Origin of the sequence: Cypionkella sinensis (assembly GCF_042646385.1) — a bacterium.
In the GTDB taxonomy this organism is placed as follows: domain Bacteria; phylum Pseudomonadota; class Alphaproteobacteria; order Rhodobacterales; family Rhodobacteraceae; genus Cypionkella; species Cypionkella sinensis.
Window position 1 is genome coordinate 1,852,132 of record NZ_JBHRTO010000001.1, and the last position, 13,501, is coordinate 1,865,632.

At 66.7% G+C, this 13,501-nt stretch carries 13 protein-coding genes and 1 riboswitch; of the genes, 1 reads left to right on the forward strand and 12 read right to left on the reverse strand.

From position 1 onward, the window contains the following. Positions 1-32 precede the first annotated feature (32 nt). A riboswitch (cobalamin riboswitch) is annotated at positions 33-248 on the reverse strand. A gap of 209 nt (positions 249-457) precedes the next feature. Genes cobA through cbiE form a run of 5 tightly spaced genes read right to left on the reverse strand, consistent with a single transcriptional unit; the run spans position 458 to position 4,857 of the window. Continuing rightward, the gene (gene cobA / locus ACFOGH_RS09220; RefSeq protein ID WP_380072775.1) at positions 458-1,210 is read right to left on the reverse strand and encodes a uroporphyrinogen-III C-methyltransferase; all 753 of its coding nucleotides are present in this window, start codon (positions 1,208-1,210) and stop codon (positions 458-460) included. Beyond that, positions 1,207-2,544 carry a cobyrinate a,c-diamide synthase gene (locus ACFOGH_RS09225; RefSeq protein WP_380072776.1) on the reverse strand — a complete coding sequence of 446 codons (1,338 nt, stop codon included), beginning with the start codon at positions 2,542-2,544 and terminating at the stop codon, positions 1,207-1,209. Before ACFOGH_RS09225 ends, cobA begins: the two co-directional genes overlap by 4 nt. Beyond that, entirely contained in the window at positions 2,541-3,323 is a 783-nt protein-coding gene (gene cobM, locus ACFOGH_RS09230; RefSeq protein ID WP_380072777.1) for a precorrin-4 C(11)-methyltransferase, read from the reverse strand. The genes ACFOGH_RS09225 and cobM overlap by 4 nt, the downstream gene beginning before the upstream one ends. Next, a complete protein-coding gene (locus ACFOGH_RS09235) occupies positions 3,320-3,682 on the reverse strand; it encodes a cobalamin biosynthesis protein (RefSeq protein WP_380072778.1) in 363 nt (120 codons plus the stop codon). Before ACFOGH_RS09235 ends, cobM begins: the two co-directional genes overlap by 4 nt. Then, positions 3,679-4,857, reverse strand: coding sequence for a precorrin-6y C5,15-methyltransferase (decarboxylating) subunit CbiE (cbiE, locus tag ACFOGH_RS09240; protein WP_380072779.1), 1,179 nt, complete (start codon positions 4,855-4,857; stop codon positions 3,679-3,681). Before cbiE ends, ACFOGH_RS09235 begins: the two co-directional genes overlap by 4 nt. On the opposite strand from cbiE, the gene ACFOGH_RS09245 reads away from it, so the two are divergent. Then, positions 4,856-5,596, forward strand: a complete 741-nt coding sequence (locus ACFOGH_RS09245; RefSeq protein WP_380072780.1) for a cobalt-precorrin-6A reductase — start codon at positions 4,856-4,858, stop codon at positions 5,594-5,596. The genes cbiE and ACFOGH_RS09245 overlap by 2 nt on opposite strands. Here the strand turns inward: ACFOGH_RS09245 and cobJ are convergent. The 7 genes from cobJ to ACFOGH_RS09280 are packed head-to-tail and all read right to left on the reverse strand — an operon-like array spanning position 5,575 to position 13,482. Further along, positions 5,575-6,306, reverse strand: a complete 732-nt coding sequence (cobJ, locus tag ACFOGH_RS09250; RefSeq protein WP_380072781.1) for a precorrin-3B C(17)-methyltransferase — start codon at positions 6,304-6,306, stop codon at positions 5,575-5,577. The two genes, ACFOGH_RS09245 and cobJ, sit on opposite strands and share 22 nt — an antisense overlap. Further along, positions 6,303-7,040 carry a precorrin-2 C(20)-methyltransferase gene (locus ACFOGH_RS09255; protein WP_380072782.1) on the reverse strand — a complete coding sequence of 246 codons (738 nt, stop codon included), beginning with the start codon at positions 7,038-7,040 and terminating at the stop codon, positions 6,303-6,305. The genes cobJ and ACFOGH_RS09255 overlap by 4 nt, the downstream gene beginning before the upstream one ends. Then, the gene (locus ACFOGH_RS09260; RefSeq protein ID WP_380072783.1) at positions 7,041-7,670 is read right to left on the reverse strand and encodes a precorrin-8X methylmutase; all 630 of its coding nucleotides are present in this window, start codon (positions 7,668-7,670) and stop codon (positions 7,041-7,043) included. Further along, on the reverse strand, positions 7,670-8,815 hold the full coding sequence (gene cobG / locus ACFOGH_RS09265; RefSeq protein ID WP_380072784.1) for a precorrin-3B synthase: 1,146 nt from the start codon (positions 8,813-8,815) through the stop codon (positions 7,670-7,672). The genes ACFOGH_RS09260 and cobG overlap by 1 nt, the downstream gene beginning before the upstream one ends. Then, positions 8,812-12,060 (reverse strand): cobaltochelatase subunit CobN, encoded by a 3,249-nt coding sequence (gene cobN, locus ACFOGH_RS09270; RefSeq protein ID WP_380072785.1) that lies wholly within the window; start codon positions 12,058-12,060, stop codon positions 8,812-8,814. The genes cobG and cobN overlap by 4 nt, the downstream gene beginning before the upstream one ends. 3 nt (positions 12,061-12,063) lie before the next feature. Further along, positions 12,064-13,098, reverse strand: coding sequence for a cobalamin biosynthesis protein CobW (gene cobW / locus ACFOGH_RS09275; protein ID WP_380072786.1), 1,035 nt, complete (start codon positions 13,096-13,098; stop codon positions 12,064-12,066). After that, entirely contained in the window at positions 13,099-13,482 is a 384-nt protein-coding gene (locus tag ACFOGH_RS09280) for a DUF1636 family protein (RefSeq protein ID WP_380072787.1), read from the reverse strand. It abuts the gene before it with no gap. Positions 13,483-13,501 lie beyond the last annotated feature (19 nt).

The window sequence follows — 13,501 nt, forward strand, 5'->3', positions numbered from 1 at the left end:
GTTACTCTCCATCCCGTCACACCCGACGGTTTTTTGCGTTTCTTTGCAGGGCCGGTCTCCTGGCTCGCGGGTCGATGCGGGCTTCCGCCTTCCCAGCCTTGCGGCCAGTGGCATATTGGAAGCACGCTCTCCGCATACAGTCGCGGGGGCGGCTGGGGCTTGGGGTGCCGATTGGTCCACCCTTTCCCCATTCTCGTTTCAGTCCAGACGCTTTGCGTTTTCAGGACACCTTGCATGTTCACTTGGCACTGCAGCTTGGGTTTGCGCAAGCAGAAATGCGTCTTTTCGCGACCGTTGCACGACATGGGGCGCGGTCAGGGCCCGTGCCATGCGCAAGCATGAGCCATCTGGGGCAAGATGCCCCTTCCCCGCTGGGAATGACTTGTGGTCTTCAGCGGATTTTCCACGAAATACCACAATATGTTGTGGTGGCACGCCAAAATCGGGACCGTTTCGGTTAAGGTGCGGCCCCAGGGTCGTCGGCATTCTGGCCCGCAAAATCGGCCAAGGGGCCGTAGAAGATCAGCGCCGGATGTGGGCTTTGGGCGTCTTGCAAATGCGCGACGAGGCTTTCAACCGTGTGGCGGGTGATCTGTTGATCGGGGGTCGAGACGGCCTCGGCCAGCAGCGCGGGCGTCTCGGCGGGCAGGCCGTGGGCGATCAGTTTGGCGGCCAAGGCGGCGAAGGTGCGCCGGCCCATATATACCACCGTGGTCGCCATCGGATCGGCCAGAGCGGCCATGTTGGTCGTCTCGGGCAGGCCGCCGGTGACATCGGCCCCGGTGATGAACTGCACGCGGCGCGCGGTCAGGCGGCGGGTCAGCGGGATGCCGTAGGCTGCGGCAGCGGCAGAGGCCGAGGTGACACCCGGAATGATTTCGTAAGGGATGCCAGCGGCTTGCAGGGCCACGATCTCTTCTTCCAGCCGCCCGAACATGCCGCTGTCGCCGGATTTCAACCGCACCACCTTTTGCCCGGCCAAAGCGTGATCGACCAGCAGACGGCTGACATGATCTTGCTTGGGCGAGGGTCGCCCTGCCCGCTTGCCCACCGCGATCAGATCGGCTTGCGGCGCATGGCCAAGGATCGGCCCCGAGGACAGATCATCAAACAGCACCACCTCGGCGGCGGCCAAGCGCTGCACGGCCTTCACCGTCAGCAACTCCGGGTCGCCGGGGCCAGAGGATACAAAAGATACAAAACCGCTCATGTCGCCTCTGCGATCAGATGAAAGAAGGTGCCAGAGGACTGACCACCACCCGGTTGCACCCGCATGGAGCCGGTTTCAGGCACTGCTGTATCGGTGGCATCGCGGACTTCTGCAAGGGGGGCATCGGGTTGTGCTGCGATGGTGGCATAGTGAAACTCGTGGCCGCGCAGGCGCGCGCCCGCGCCATGGCCCGCAAAGGGCGCATGGGTGGCGGCGATGCGGTAGCCCAGATGCATCCGGCGCTTGGCAAAGCTGGTCTCGAGGCCCAGAAGGCCCGCCATTTCGTGGCGCAGACCCTGCGCGTCGATCAGGCCCGCGCCCATCGCCATATAGCCACCGCATTCGCCATGCACGGGTTTGGTTTCGGCAAAGGCGCGCAGTTTGGCGCGGAAATTCTGTGCCGCGGCGAGTTTGCCTGCGTGCAATTCCGGGTAGCCGCCGGGCAGCCAGCAGGCCTGCGCCGTGGGATCGGGGCCTTCGTCGGCGAGGGGGGAGAATGGCAGGATCGTGGCCCCTGCGGCGCGCCAACCGGCGAGAAGGTGCGGATAGACAAAGGAAAACGCCGCATCGCGCGCCAAGGCGATACGCCCTGCCGGGGGGGTGATAGACAGGGGCTGCTGGGTGGGAAGGCTGCCACGGGCGGCGGCGCGCAGGGCGGCAAGGTCGAGATGTTCAGCGATGAAGGCGCCAGCCTCGGCCAGCAGGGCTTGCAGGTGTGGCTGTTCTTCGGCTTGGACCAGCCCTAAATGGCGTTCGGGCAGTGCGATGCTGGCGCGGCGCGGCAAGGCGCCCAGCACCGGAATGCCTGCGGCTTGCATCCCTACGCGCACCAAGGCTTCGTGGCGGGGTGAGGCGACGCGGTTCAAGACCACGCCCGCAAAGGGCATCTCGGGGCGCATGGCGCGAAAGCCCATCGCGACGGCAGCGGCAGATTGGGCTTGGCCCGAGACATCCAGCACCAGAACCACCGGCCAGCCCATCATCTGCGCGACATCAGCGCTGGCCCCGGTGCCGAAAGCGCCTGGTTTGGCCACGCCATCGAACAGGCCCATCGAGCCTTCGGCAAGGATCAGATCGGCGTCTGCGGCGACCGAGGTCAGCCCGGTGATGCGATCAGGCGTCATCGCCCAACTGTCCAGATTGACCGAGGCGCGGCCCGATGCTGCGGCGTGGAAGGCCGGGTCGATGTAGTCAGGGCCGGATTTGAACGGCTGCACGGTGATGCCCCGCGCGCGAAATGCCGCGAGCAGGCCCAGCATCAGCGTGGTCTTGCCGGTGCCCGAGGCGGGGGCCGATATGAGCAGGCCCGGAACTTTAAGGAGGGGGGGGATCATGTGGCGTCCGGGAAGCGCGGCTCGGTGCCGACGGGACGGAAGCGGCGGTCGTAGTCGCCGGCGTAAAGGCGGCTTTCCTCAAAGCCTTCGGCGGCGAGGGCGGGGCCGACGAGGATCAGCGCCGTGCGCTCCATCTCCGCGCCGATGGCGGTTTGCAGCGTGGCAAGGGTGGCGCGCACGATCCGCTCATCGGGCCATGTGGCGCGCCAGACCACGGCGACGGGGCAGTCGGGGCCGTAGTGGGGGGTGAGGTCTTTGACAACGTCTGCCAGCACATGCACCGACAGATGGATGGCCAGCGTGGCACCCGTGGCTGCAAAGGCGGGCAGGTTTTCACGCGCAGGCATGGCGGTGGCGCGGCCCGAGGTGCGGGTAAGGACCACCGATTGCGCAAGGCCCGGCAGGGTCAGTTCGGTGGCCAAGGCGGCGGCAGCGGCGGCGAAGGAGGGCACGCCGGGGGTGACGTCATAGGGGATATTCAGCGCGCGCAGGCGGCGGAGTTGCTCGCCCATCGCCGACCAGATCGACAGATCGCCGGAATGGAGGCGGGCCACATCTTGCCCTGCGGCATGGGCGGCGCTGATCTCGGCCATGATCTCGTCCAGCGACAGCGGGGCGGTGTTGACGATGCGCGCGCCGGGGGGGCAATGGGCGAGCAGGGCTTGGGGGACCAGCGATCCGGCATACAGGCAGACCGGGCTGGCGGCGATCAGATCGCGGCCGCGCAGGGTGATCAGATCGGGCGCACCGGGGCCTGCGCCGATGAAATGGACGGTCATGGGATGCTCCTTTCGGCAAGGGCTGCGGTGGCGCAGCCGTCTTGCGAGGTGACACGCGGCCCGAGCAGCCGCGCGCGGGGGCCAGCGGCGGCGAGTGCTGCGGCTTCGGCAAGGCTGCCGGTGCCGTAGCGGGCTTGCACGCGGGGCGATTGGGTGAGGGTGGGTTGATTTGTCAGCTTGGCCAAGGGGATGGCGTGCAGGGGCAGCGCCAGATCGGCAGCAAGGGCGCGCAGGACAGGGGCGTCGGCCTTGTCGGCAGCGGTGGCCAAGGCCCGCGGATGGCCGCCTGCCCGCGCCAAGGCATCGCGCAGGCTGTCGATGCTGGCATCTTTGCGAAAACCCAAACCTGCGACGATCATCGGGTGACACTCCACTGCACCACCGGGCGGGCGGCATCCCAGCCGCGCATCCGGCCCAAGGGGGCGGCTTGCGCAAGGTCTATGCGGAGCAGGCTGCCGCCGCGCGTGGCGTGTTGCTGGGCGAGCAGGCTTTCGGTTTCCAAGGTCACGCCATTGGCCACTAGCCGGGTGCCTGCGGGCAGGATTTCCCAAAGTTGGTCGATCAGCGCGGCATTGCCACCGCCGCCGATGAACACCGCATCGGGGGCGGGGTACGCGGCCAAGGCTTGCGCTGCGGGGCCTTCGATGCAGGTCAGGCGGTGATCGACGCCGAAAGCTGCCGCATTGGCGCGGATGTTCACAGCGCGGTCCGCGCGCAACTCGAACGCCACGGCCCGCCCGCCCGCAAGGCACCATTCGACCGAGATCGAGCCCGAGCCTGCGCCGATGTCCCACAGCACTTCGCCCGCGCGCGGGGCCAAGGCGGACAGCGTCAGCGCGCGCACCGGGCGTTTGGTGATCTGGCCGTCGCTGGCGAACAGGGCATCATCTAGGCCGCTTGCGCGCGACAGGCCCTGCCCTGCGGTAATCTCGACAGCCACGGCCACTGGGGCCGCGACATCGCTCAGATCAAAACCCGCTGCCGATGTTTGCCGGATGCGCTGGCGTGCGCCGCCCAAAGCCTGCATCACCCACAGATCGGCGGCAAAGCCTTGCGCTGTCAGCCATGCGGCCAGTTCCTTGGGCGCATCGCCGTCGCGGAGCAGGCAAATCGCGCGATGGCCTTTGTGCAGCACCGGGCGCAGGCGGGGATAGGGGGCGGCGTGCAGGCCGTGACAGGTGATCTCCTCCATCCGCCAGCCCAAGGCTGCGGCGGCGATCTGGAAGGTGGACGCCATTGGAAACACGCGCCATTCATCGCGCGCCAGATGCGCGGTCAGGCTGCTGCCTGCGCCGAACCAGAACGGATCGCCCGAGGCCAGCACGACCACTTTCTGCCCACGACAGGCCAGCACGGGTGCGACCGAAAACGGCACCGGCCACGCGCGGCCACGGTCGCCCGCGCCCACCAATTCAAGATGACGCGGCCCGCCAAAGATGATTTCCGCCGCAGCAATCGCAGCGCGGCTTGCATCCGGCAGGCCGGACAGGCCATCTTCCCCCAGACCAATGATCGTGACCCAAGGTTCAGACATGACTCGCATTCTTCTGCTGGGCGGCACCACCGAGGCCAGTCTTTTGGCCCGCGCCTTGGCCGAGGCGGGCAGGAATGCGGTGTTTTCCTATGCCGGTCGCACCGATGCCCCGGTGGCACAGCCCTTGCCCACGCGGGTGGGCGGTTTTGGCGGCATTGGCGGCCTGGTGGACTATCTGCGCGCCGAAAATATTGGGGCCGTGGTCGATGCCACCCATCCCTTTGCCGCGCAGATGAGCCGCAATGCCATTGCGGCCTGTGCAGAGGCGGGCGTGCCGCTGATCGGGTTGGAGCGTGCAGCTTGGACGGCTGAGGCGGGCGATGATTGGCGCCATGTGCCCAGCATCGACGCGGCGGTCAGCGCCCTGCCCGACGTGCCCGCGCGGGTGTTTCTGGCGATCGGCAAGCAGAACCTGAGCGGCTTTGCCGCGAAGCCCCACCACTATCTGCTGCGGCTGGTCGATGCGCCCGCAAGCCCGCCGCTGCCCGATTGCACCGTGGTTCTGGCGCGTGGACCGTTTGAGGTGGAAGGCGACAAGGCCTTGATGGTCCAGCACAAAATCAGCCATATCGTCGCCAAGAACGCAGGCGGCTCGGGGGCCGAGGCCAAGCTGATCGCGGCGCGTGCCTTGCGGATTCCGGTGGTGTTGATTGACCGCCCTGCCCTGCCCGCGCGGCGCGTGGTGGCATCGGTGGCCGAGGTGATGGACTGGCTGCGTCATGCCGACCTTGGGGTGTAGACGAACCGCCCGACGCGGCGGGTGGCCGAATTGCCGACCAGAACCACCGTACGCATATCGGCCATTTCTGGCGTAGCCTGCCCCAAGGTGACGGTCTGGATGCGTTCGTCTGGCGTGGATACCGCGCGGGCGAAGGTGATCAGCCGATCCGGGCCACATTCTTCGCGCAAAATCTCCAGCGCGCGGGCGAATTGATGCGGGCGGCTGGCGGAGCGGGGGTTGTAGAAGCCCATGGCGAAATCAGCTTGCGCGGCAAGGCGCAGGCGGTGTTCCACCAACTCCCACGGCTTGAGGTTATCGGAAAGGTTGATGGCGCAGAAATCATGGCCCAAGGGCGCGCCGGTATGGGCGGCAGCGGCCAGCATGGCGGTGATGCCGGGCAGGATGCGGATGTCGAGATCGTGCAGGTCGGGGTGCTTTTCCAGCGCCTCGAACAAAGCCGAGGCCATGGCGAACACGCCGGGATCGCCGGAGGAGACAATCACCACCTTTGCCCCTTCCGAGGCCAGCCGCAGGGCGTGGTCGGCGCGATCAATCTCGACCCGGTTGTCTGATCCGTGCAGGGTCAGACCGGGGCGGGGGGCGACGCGGGCGACGTAAGGGAAATAGCCGATCACATCGGTGGCCTCGGCCAAGGCGGCGCGCACCTCGGGTGTCACCATCGCTTCATCGCCGGGGCCAAGGCCCGCGACGGCCAACCAGCCGGTCATTCCAGCCCCCCGATTTCCGGGCGGCGGCCTTGGCCGTGGACCAGCACGATGGCGAAATAAGGGCAATCGGCGGCATCGACATCCGCGAGCCGCGCGATGCGCTGCGTGGGCATGGTGCCGCGTTCGACCAGCCAGGCATCGGCGAGCCGCCCGGTGGTTTGCAGGGCGTTGCGCACCTTCGGCAGGTTGCGCCCGGTTTTCATGATCACCATCGCATCCGAGCGTTGCATGTGATGCACCAGTTCGGCCTCGGGCAGCGTGGCCATCAGCACGGAAAGCACATCATCGCCCCAGGTGAACGGGGTGCCTACGGCATTCCAGCAGCCGGTCATGCCGGTGATGCCGGGAATCACTTCGACCTCTGCGCGGCCTTGCAGGCGGGTGTGCAGGTGCATGAATGAGCCGTAGAAGAACGGATCGCCCTCGCACAGCACCACCACTTCGGCGGTTTCGGCGACCTGCGCCAGACGGTCTGCCCAATCATCGTAGAACCGTGCCAAAGCGTCGTTGTATTCGGGGCTGTCAAAGTGCATCTCGGTCGTGACCGGATATTCCATTGCATATTCAATGGCATCCGCGCGCAGCATGCCGTTGACGATGGCGCGGGCCTGGCCCGCGCGCCCGGCCTTGCGGAAGTAGGCGATATGGCGCGCGCTGCGGATCAGGCGATCGGATTTCACCGAGATCAGGTCAGGGTCGCCGGGGCCGAGGCCTGCACAGATGATCTTGCCCATTCACTCCACCCGGCTTGCAAGCGCGTTGATCGCGGCCACGGTGATGGCCGAGCCGCCCAAGCGCCCGCGCACGATCAGGCTGGGCACGGGCAGCACCTCCATCAGCGCCGCTTTCGATTCTGCCGCCCCGATAAAACCGACAGGGCAACCGATGATCGCGGCAGGGCGTGGGCAGGTGGGGTCTTCCAGCATGTTTAGCAGATGGAACAGCGCGGTTGGGGCATTGCCGATGGCGACCACCGCGCCCGCCAGATGCGGACGCCACATTTCCAGCGCTGCTGCCGAGCGGGTGTTGCCCATCTGCTTCGCCAGATCGGCCACCCCGGCATCATGCAGGGTGCAGATCACCTGATTGCCCGCAGGCAAGCGCCCGCGCGTGACACCTTCCGACACCATGCGGGCATCGCACAGGATCGGCGCGCCGGCCTCGAGTGCTGCCCGCGCGGCAATCGCCATGCCGGGGGAAAATTCGACGTGGGCCTCAAGCCCGACCATCCCGGCGGCATGGATCATCCGCACCGCGACGATTTCTTCCTCGGGCGTGAAGCGGGCCAGATCGGCCTCGGCGCGGATCGTCGCAAAGGACTGGCGGTAAATCTCGGCGCCATCGGTGATGTAGGTATGCGGCATCAGGGAAACTCGGTGAGAATGGAAGGAGAAGCGATCAGGTCTGCGGCGGATAAACCGTCGCGGATGGGAGTGCCAGAGGCGGTGCCATTGCGGATCAGTGCAAAGCCGGTGGGCGTGGCGGTCAGTGTCAGGGCGGCGGGGCCGGGATGCGCGCAGCCTTTGGTGCAGCCGGAAACGTGCAGGGTTTCGCGCAGATGCGGGGCCAAAGCGCGGGCAAGGTTGCGGGTTTCGCCATGGGCTTGCAGGCACCCCGGCGCGCCGGTGCAGGCCACCACGCGCAGCATCGGATCATCGGCGCGGGTGATCAGGCCGGGAAGATCGGGGGCAGCGCCTGCGCCTTCGATCAAAAGCATCCGCCAAGGTGTGACCCGCAGCGGGCCAAGATCGGCCAGCGCGGCCAAGGTTTCCGCCTGCATCTGGCCGAACTCAAAGCCCACCAGCGCGCCTTGCGCCACAGTGCCGGGGCTTGGCGGCGCTGTGGCGGGAATGCGTGGCGCGTCAAACCGATCTGGCAGCGGCACCCGCTGCAACAGCGCGGCCATGCGACCCCGGCCTGCATTGACGCCGCCATTTTCGACGAACCAGCGCGCAAGGGCGATGGCCTCGGCCACCGCGGTTTGCGGCGTGACGCGCAGGGCGCGGTCGGCCTGGGTGGCCAGCAGCAAGCCATCCGGCCCGGTCTCCAACCAGATATCGGCAGAAACATCGCGCAGGCAGGGTGTGGCGGCGGTATCGAGCACAAAGCCGAACTTGCCGGGGAGCTGCGGCGCATCGGCAGCCGCCAAAGCCTGCGCAAGCGCGTCGGCGAGCGGTTGGGTCGCATCCGCTTCTGTCCAGAACGGCGGGACGATGATGTTGCGGCGGGCTTCATCTGCTGCATCGCGGTCGATCAGGTCGAGCGCGCGCAGGCCTTCGATCAGCGCGGGATGGCTTGCAGGCGTCACGCCGCGCAGTTGCACATTGGCGCGGTTGGAGAGATCAATCAGGCCGTTACCGTGCAAGCGCGCGAGGCGAGCGATGCCGCGTGCCTGATCGGGGGTTAGCCGACCGGCGCGGGGGCGCACGCGCACCACCAAGCCATCACCGGACTGCATCGGGCGCAGGGCACCGGGGCACCAGCCTTGGATGATTGGGCTGGCATTCATTCCCCCGCCCCCATCATCGCGGCAATCGAGTTGCGCCGGGTGATCCACAGCCCGGCATCCGCCAAGGCCTGAAACCGCGCGCGCAGGGCGGCCAAGGCGGCGGGATTTTCGGCCTCCATGAAGGCCACAAGATCTTCGCGGCCCAAGGTGGCTTCGTGATATAAATCAAAAAGATGCGCGGGCACGTCGCGGGTCAGATGGGCGTAGGCGGCAAGGTTATCCAAGGTTGCTGTCACCTCGGCTGCACCCCGGAAGCCGTGCCGCATCATGCCGCTCGCCCAATCGGGATTCGCCGCCCGTGCGCGCACTACGCGGCCGACTTCCTCGGCCACCAAGCGCGCGCGGGGGGCATCGGGGCGGGTGGCGTCGATGTGGTAAAGCGCGGGGGCCTCGGCGCCAATCGCGGCCATGGCGGCGGCAAAGCCGCCCTCATGTGCGGCATAATCCGGGGCCAGCAGGATATCGGTTTCGACCAGATCCTGCACATGCGCATAGCCATCCGCCGAGCGCAGCCGCGCCTCAAGCGCGCCCCGATTCTGCTGGCTTGCGCCCTTGGCATCCACCGTCCAATCCGAGGCAGAAAGCCAAGCCTCTCCGGCCAAGGCGCGGCCTGCGTCGGAATAATCGTCGAGGGCGGGTTCCATCCCCATGCCGTAAAGCCCCGGTTTCGGGCCGAACACGCGCGGGCCGACGGCGATGTAAGGGTTCATGTCAGGGGCTTCGTCGCGGGCGGCAAGGGCGGATGCTGCGGCGTCGAACAACTGGCTGAGGCCGCCGAATACATCGCGGAACAGGCCAGAGACCCGCAAGGTCACGTCGATCCGGGGGCGGTCGAGCAGGGCAAGTGGCAGGATTTCGAACCCCGACACGCGCTCGGAGCCGTCATCCCATTTCGGCGCGACCCCGGCGAGGTGCATCGCCATCGCCAGTTCCTCGCCTGCCGTGCGCATGGTGGCAGAGCCCCAGAGATCAATCACCAGACCGCGCGGCCAGTCGCCTTTGTCTTGCAGATGGCGGCGCAGCAATTCCTCGGCCAGTTTGACGCCTTGCGCATGGGCGGCGCGGCTAGGCACCGCGCGCGGATCGACCGAGAACAGGTTGCGCCCGGTGGGCAGCACATCAGTGCGCCCGCGCCATGGGCTGCCGGATGGGCCTGCCGCCACCCTGCGGCCTGAAAGGGCGGCGAGCAGACCTTCGGTTTCGCCCGGCGCTTGGCCGTAGATGTGCAGGCCGTCGCCGAACTGGCTTTCCTTGATGTCGCAGACGAAGCGGTCAATCCGGGTGATCGCCTCGGCAGGGCTGGCGCTGGCGTCAAGGCCAAGGTCCGCCTCAACGCCCGAGGCTTGCGCCTCTTCGCGGATCGTTGCGATCAGGCGGTTGCGCCGCGATGGGTCGAGGCCGTCGGCGGTGGAGTATTCATCCAACAGACGTTCAAGGCGGAGCAGGTTTTCGGGGGTGGCGGATTGCGCCAGTGGTGGCGGGACATGGCCGAGAGTCACGGCGCCAATGCGGCGTTTGGCCTGCGCGGCCTCGCCCGGATCGTTGACGATGAACGGGTAGATCACCGGCAGGTCGGCTGTCAGCACCTCGGGCCAGCAGGTGGCGGACAGCGCCACCGATTTGCCCGGCAGCCATTCCAGCGTGCCATGCGCGCCGATATGCAGCAGCGCGTGCAGGCGTTGCGCGCGGAGCCACAGGTAAAACGCGACGTAAGCGTGGCGCGGGGTGCGGGCGAGGTCGTGATAATCGGCCTCGCGTTGATCCACGGTGCCGCGTTCGGGTTGCAGCGCGATCAGGGCGTTGCCTGCCTGAGTTGCCGCAAAGTGTAACTGGCCGTCTTGCACCGCGGGGTCGGTTTCGGGGGCGCCCCAAGCGGCGTGCAGTGCGGTTTGCAGAGCCTCGGGCAGCGTGGCCAGCGCGGTTTTGTAGGCATCCAGCGGCCAGGTCAGCGTCTGGCGCGTCAGGGCGGTGGCAAGGCCCTGCGTTGCCGGAATGGCGTAGCCTTGCGCGGCCAAAGCAGCCGTCAGTGCCTCGGTTGAGGCCAAGGCATCAAGGCCAACGGCATGGGCGATCTGATCGGGGCGACCGGGATAGGTCGAGAGGATCACCGCCAGTTTACGCGCGCTGGCATGGGTTTGCGCCAAGCGCAGCCAGCCCAGCACCCTTGCTACCGTCGCCTGCACGCGGCCCGGATCGGCGCGGTGGGCAAAGCGGGAGAATTGCAGATCGGGGTCGCGTTTCCCCGGCGATTTGAAGCTGATCACGCCCGCGAAAATCCGCCCGTCCACCTCGGGCAAGACCACATGCATCGCGAGATCTGCGGGCGACAAACCGCGCTCGGACCCCGCCCAGTCGCGGCGGCGGGCGGTCGACAAAGCTACCTGAAACACCGGGCAACCGGCATCGTCCAGCGGCGTCGCCCCATCGGCACCGCGCGCAGAAAAAGCGGTGGCATTGACCACCGCCACCGGGGCCAGATGCGCCAGCGCGCCGCGCAGGAAATCCCCCGCCCCCGGTGCCTTCAAAGACGGGGCGAACAAGCCGTAAGCCGCCAAGCCCTGCGCGCGAAATTCGCGGATCAGCGCATCAACGGGGGCAGTATCGGCCGATGTCACGTACGAGCGATAGAACGTCACCGCCACCGCCGGGTCTGCCACCTCGGGCTGCGCAATCACGCCGCGGTCAGGGTCATACCAGCCACAATCGGGCACCCGTTTGTCGCCCAGCACCGGCCCCGCATAAAGCCCCGCCGCCAAGGCAAGCTGCGCCAAAGCCGCCTGCGCCGCCACCGCCCCGCCCGCATCGCAGAGCGTGGACAGCCGCCGCAAGGTGCTGATCGGCAAGGTGGAATGGGCGTCGAGTGCCGCATCCTCACGCCCGTCAGCGGGCAACACCGCCAAGGCGATACCCTGCCGCCGCGCCAGATCCTGCAACTGCATCAGGCCGTAGGGCCAGTAATTCTCGCCGCCGATCAGGCGCACGAGGATACCTTTGACCCCCACGAGGGTCTGCTGCACATAGGTGTCCACCGACATCGGATGCTGCAGCGCCACCAGATTGGCCAAGCGCAGCGTCGGCAGCTTCCCCCCAGCCCCTGATTGATTTGCGCGGTGCCATCCCGCCGCGAAAGCGCCAAGGTCACTGTCGGAAAACGACAACACCACCAGTTCGGCCGGGGTCTGACCCAGATCGAACGGGGTTTGCGTATCCTCCAGCCCATGGCTTTCGCGGAAGACGACATGCATGGCTCAGGCCCCCAGCACCGCGCGGATCGCTGCCAGATCGACATGGTGATGCTCGGCAATCACCACAAGCTGCCCCTTGCGCGGGGACGCCCCCCAAGGCCGGTCAAACTGATGCCGCACCCGCGCGCCCACTGCCTGCACCAGCAGCCGCATCGGCTTGCCTGCGACCGCCACATAGCCCTTCACCCGCAGGATATGCTGTTCATCGGCGAGGCGCTGGATGGCCGCCACCAAAGCATCGACATCGCTGATTTCCGGCAGATCAATCACCACGGTGTCGAAATCATCATGCTCGTGGTCATCATGACCATCGTGATGCGAGGGGCGTGCCGCCAGATCATCCTCTGCCTTCGCGTTCAGGCCAAGGATCAACGCCGGATCAATGATGCCTTCGGACATCGCCAGAATCGGGATAGGACGCGGGCTTTCCGCCACGATCACGGCGCGCGCGGCGGCCAAGCCAGCCTCACCCGCCAGATCGGCCTTGCTCATCAACACGATGTCGGCGCAGGCGAGTTGATCCTCGAACACCTCGGACAAAGGCGTTTCATGGTCGATGGACTCATCGGCTGCGCGCTGCGCATCCACCGCCGCCACATCCGGCGCGAAGCGACCCGCCGCAACTGCTTCGGCATCGGCCAAGGCGATCACGCCATCGACGGTGATTTTCGAGCGGATAGCGGGCCAGTCGAAGGCCTTCAACAGCGGCTTCGGCAAGGCCAGACCCGAGGTTTCGATGATGATGTGATCTGGCCGCTGCGGCAGCGCCATCAAAGCCTCGATCGTCGGGATGAAATCATCGGCCACGGTGCAGCAGATGCAGCCATTGGCAAGCTCGACGATGTTTTCCACCGGGCAATTGTCGTCGGCGCAGGATTTCAGAATGTCACCATCCACGCCGACGGTGCCAAATTCATTGACGAGGATTGCCAGCCGCTTGCCCTGCGGATTCTGCATCAGATGCCGGATCAGCGTGGTCTTGCCCGCGCCCAGAAAGCCGGTGATCACAGTGACGGGGATTTTCGACAGATCAGACATTCAGGCCTCCAAAGCCGTAAGAATAGGGGGAATGATAATCGGTGGGATTCGGGCAAGGCTCTGCTTGCGGAAGATCACCGGGCGCGCACGCCACGGCACGATGCCATCAGGGGCATCCAGATAAGCGGCGGCACCCAGCAGAATATCGGGCGCATCGGCAGGGGTCAGGCGACCGTAAACATAAGACCAACGCCCCGGTGCCGACAACGCCACCGCAGCGCCGGAATTGCAGGCCGACAGACATTCCACGCCGACAATGCGCAAGCCTGCCGGAACCGCGCCCGCCTGCAACGCCGCCAGCAGCTTCGCACCGGCAACGGGCTGTCCGTCTTCCACGACTTCACCCGCCTTACAGGTGGTGCAGACATGCAACGTTACACTCATCGGCCTACCCTATAGCGGC